This window comes from Pseudomonas sp., from assembly GCF_035277045.1.
In the GTDB taxonomy this organism is placed as follows: Bacteria; Pseudomonadota; Gammaproteobacteria; order Pseudomonadales; family Pseudomonadaceae; genus Aquipseudomonas.
The window spans coordinates 1-3,928 of sequence record NZ_DATELE010000301.1; the positions used below are offsets into that span (position 1 = coordinate 1).

Consider the following 3,928-nt stretch of genomic DNA (forward strand, 5'->3'; position numbering starts at 1 on the left):
AACTCACCTGCCGTCACTTCTTCGCAGCGGCAGACGATGACGTCGTCGGCGGGAATGCGGTTGGCTTGCTTCGGTTGATAGAGCGCGTCCAGGAAGGGCCGGATGCGCAGGTTGGCTTCCAGCTGCTGGCGCAGCGGGCCGGCCTGCTGGTCACGGGTGGCAACGTTGATTTTCTTCAGTTGCGTGGCGATGCCCAGTGCCGCCAGCTGTCCTTGCACCGCCGCTGCCTGGGCGCCGCCGATGCCTGCGCCATCGCCTGCGACGTAGACATGGGGCACATCGAGCTCGCCCCAGGTGTCCGTCACGGGACGGAAGCACAGTTGATCAGCGTCCCATTCATGACGGGCCCGTAGCGACTGGCTGAACTGGATATTCGGCACGACCCCCTGATGCAGAAGGACACACCGGGTATCGACGCGCTGCGCCTTGCCCGCCACGCGAAAACTGAGTGCCTGCGCTGCATCCTGCCCTTCCACCACCAAGTGCTCGGCACCGATGTAATGCGCTATGCCGGCACCGCGCAGGCTGCGCATCAGCTCGAGGCCCTTGCGCAGATACGGCCAGGCGCGCAGCGCGGCGAACAGATGGCGGCGGGCACGCCAGTAATCCTCGGGGCGGGTGGTGTCGACCAGGGCCTTGATCCGCACGCCGGCGCGCAGGTACTGCCAGCCCAGCAGATACAGCAAAGGACCGCAGCCGGCCAGCACCACCGGCTCGCTCGGCGCCAGGCCGGCGCTTTTCAACAGGATCTGCGCGGCGCCTGCGCTCATCACGCCGGGCAAGGTCCAGCCAGTGATGGGAAACGGTCGTTCCATGGCCCCGGTCGCGAGCAACACGGCTTTGGCGTCCAGCGTGCGCAGGCGGCCTTCGCGCAGGTAGCTGACCTGATGATCGCGCGTCACCTGCCACACAGCGGCGCCTTTTTCGTAGCGTACGCTGGAGGCCGCCAGCGCCTGGGCGAGCGTGTTGCCATGGGCATAGTCGGGGCCCAGCATGTCGCGGCGCGACAGCGGCGCCAGGGTGATGCCACGGTAGATTTGCCCGCCGGGGCTGCCCTGCTCGTCCAGCAACACCACCTGCAGGCCCAGGTCGGCCATGGCGGTGGCGGCGGCCATGCCGGCGGCGCCTGCGCCGATGACGACGACGTCGACGATTTCACGGCTCATGGCTGCACCTCCACGACCTGCACCGTGGCAGGCTGGTAAATCAGGTCACGGGCACCTTCTTGCGAACGAATGCGCATGCCTTCGGCCACCTCGATCAGGCAGCTCTGGCGATTGGGCACGCCGTCGATGTCCACCAGGCACTCGAAGCACACGCCCATCATGCAATACGGGGCGCGCGGCGCTTCGCTGACCGGGGTGGCACGAAAGCGCTGGACGCCGGACATCAGCAACGCGGCGGCGACGCTGAGCCCTGCGGGCACGGTCAGGGGTTGGCCGTTGAAGCTCAGGCGCACGGTCCGCGTCGCGCGGGCTTCGCTCTTGACGGGTTGGAACAGCGGATCAGTGCGCATGGGCATACACCTTGTGATTGAGGAAACGCTCGCCGCTGAACGCCTGCAGCTCGGCGGGTGAGGCACCGCCCATGATCCACGGCGCCAGGCGCAAGGCATGGGCGGCCGCCAGGGTGACGCCGCTGTGGCAGGTGACCACGAAGGCGCCGGGGTGGGCGCAAGATTGCTGGTAGATGGGAAAGCCGTCCGGGCTCAGCACCCGCAGTGCGCCCCAGGCCCTCACCAGCCGCACATCGCGCAGCAAGGGAAAGGTCGAGACGCCGCGCCGGGCAATCGCGGCGAGGACGTCGATGGAGGTGCCATCGTCAAAGCCCACCTCCTCCATGGAGTCGCCCAGCTGCACGGTGCCTTCGTCGGTCTGGCGGACGTTGATGGTGGGATAGTCGAGAAACGGCCGGACGCGTTCGCTGATCAGCACCTGGCCGCGGTTGGGCGCGACCGGCGCATGCAGGCCCACCTGCCGCGCCAGCCCAGGGTTGCCGAGCCCGGCGGCGAGCACGATCCGCGGTGCGGTGAAGCTGCCTTGGGCGGTGACCACGCGGAACTCGCCGGGCGCGCAGTCGATGCGCTCGACGTGCACGCCACTGCGCAGCACCGCGCCCTTGGCCTGGGCCGAGGCATGCAGTGCGCGCAGCAATTTCAAGGGATTGACGTGGCCGTCCTGGGGCGAGTAGCTGGCGCCGACGACGGCGGGCCCGATCAAGGGCAGCCGCGCCTTGAGGTCGGCGGCGTCGAGCATTTCGAAGGGATAGTCGCCCAGCGCCGCCTGCAGGGTGCGCAAGCGTGACTGGCGTTCCAGCAGCTCCTCGTCGCTGAAGCACATGTGAAAACCACCCGGTTGCCTGAGCTGCACGTCGACGCCGCTGTCGGCCAGCAGCGCCTGCGCGAGGGTCGGCCAGCGCGTCGCCGAGGAGCGTGTCCAGCGCGAATAATCGGGCAGGTCATGACCCTTGCCCTGCACCCAGACCAGGCCGAAGTTCCCCCGCGAGGCGCGAAACGCGTCGTCGCCCTGGTCGAGCACCAGCGTGTCGGCGCCGCCGCGGGCCAGGCCATAGGCCACGGCCATGCCCACAAGCCCGCCGCCGATCACGATCACCTGCGCTTGCCTGATGTCCTGGCTCATTTGCCTTCTCCCACCAGTACCCGGTCGAGCCCCACCAGCCGGTCAAGGATGACCATCAGCAGCACCGTGGCAACGATCAGCAAGGTCGAGACGGCCGTGATCAAGGGGTCGATGGTCTGGGATATCTGGTTGTACATGGCCACCGGCAAGGTGGTGGTGCCGGGGGTGGCGACGAACACGGTCATGGTCAGTTCGTCGAAGCTCTGGATGAACGCCAGCATCCAGCCGCCGATCACGCCGGTGCGGATGCGCGGCAAGATCACCCGGCGAAACGCTGTCCAGCGCCGCGCGCCCAGCGACAATGCCGCCTGCTCGATGTCGCGTTCAAGACCGATGGTCGAGGCCAGCGTCAGGCGCAAGGCATAGGGCAATACCACGATCACGTGAGTGATGCTCAGCGCCCAGAACGAGCCGCCGATCTGCGCCAGGGAGAAGAACCGCAGGAAGGCGATGCCCAGCACCACGGAGGGAATCATCAGCGGCGACAGCAGGAAGCCGGTGAGCGTGCTGCGGCCAGGAAAGTCGTAGCGGCTGATGGCCAGGGCCGCCGGAATCGCCAGCAAGGTGGCCAGCGTGGCCGAGACGAGCCCGAGCTTGAGCGACAGGTAGAACGCGTCGAGCATCTCCTGGTTGTCCAGCACCGCGCGGAACCAGCGCAGTGACAGGCCGTCGGTAGGCAGCGACAGGTAGCCCTTGCTGGTGAATGACATGACCACCACCACCAGCAGCGGTGCGACGATGAAGGTCACGAACGACACGTGGAACAGCAACGAGAAAAATCCGTTCTTGTGCATGGCCGGTTACTCGAAGACGTGTTTGAAACGGCGCTCGGCCAGCTTGCTGCAACCCAGGATGATGATCAGGTTGGCAACCAGCAGGAGCATCGCGATGGCGGCGCCCAAGGGCCAGTTCAGGGTGCCCAGGAACTCGTCGTAGGCCGCCGTGGCCACCACCTTCAGGCGGCGCCCGCCGATGATCGCGGGGGTGGCGAAGGCCGAGGCGGCCAGGGCGAAGACGATGATCGAGCCCGAGAGGACGCCGGGCATGATCTGCGGCAGGATGATGCGGCGAAACACGGTGAACCGAGGGGCCCCGAGGGACAGCCCGGCCCATTCCACCTGCAGGTCGAGGCGCTGCAGGGTCGCCCACACCGCGATCACCATGAACGGCACCAGCACGTGGGTCAGGGCGATGATCACGCCGAACTGGGTGAACAGCATCTTCACCGGTTGCTCGGTGATGCCGAGCGCCTGCAAGGCATCGTTGATCAGACCGTTGTTGCCCAGCAG

The 3,928-nt window shown here is 67.1% G+C and carries 5 protein-coding genes; all 5 read right to left on the bottom strand.

Annotated elements, in window-relative coordinates:
- Positions 1-1,166: FAD-dependent oxidoreductase (locus VJS90_RS20580; RefSeq protein ID WP_324123476.1), on the bottom strand; the 1,166-nt coding region annotated here is incomplete at its 3' end.
- A complete protein-coding gene (locus VJS90_RS20585; RefSeq protein ID WP_324123477.1) occupies positions 1,163-1,516 on the bottom strand; it encodes a (2Fe-2S)-binding protein in 354 nt (117 codons plus the stop codon). The genes VJS90_RS20585 and VJS90_RS20580, both read right to left, overlap by 4 nt.
- On the bottom strand, positions 1,506-2,639 hold the full coding sequence (locus VJS90_RS20590) for an FAD-dependent oxidoreductase (protein WP_324123478.1): 1,134 nt from the start codon (positions 2,637-2,639) through the stop codon (positions 1,506-1,508). The genes VJS90_RS20585 and VJS90_RS20590 overlap by 11 nt, the downstream gene beginning before the upstream one ends.
- Positions 2,636-3,433: an ABC transporter permease gene (locus tag VJS90_RS20595; protein WP_324123479.1), complete on the bottom strand. Its 798-nt coding sequence runs from the start codon at positions 3,431-3,433 to the stop codon at positions 2,636-2,638. Before VJS90_RS20595 ends, VJS90_RS20590 begins: the two co-directional genes overlap by 4 nt.
- A 6-nt stretch (positions 3,434-3,439) precedes the next feature.
- Positions 3,440-3,928, bottom strand: a 489-nt coding sequence (locus VJS90_RS20600; protein ID WP_324123480.1) for an ABC transporter permease, incomplete at its 5' end; no start/stop codon positions are given.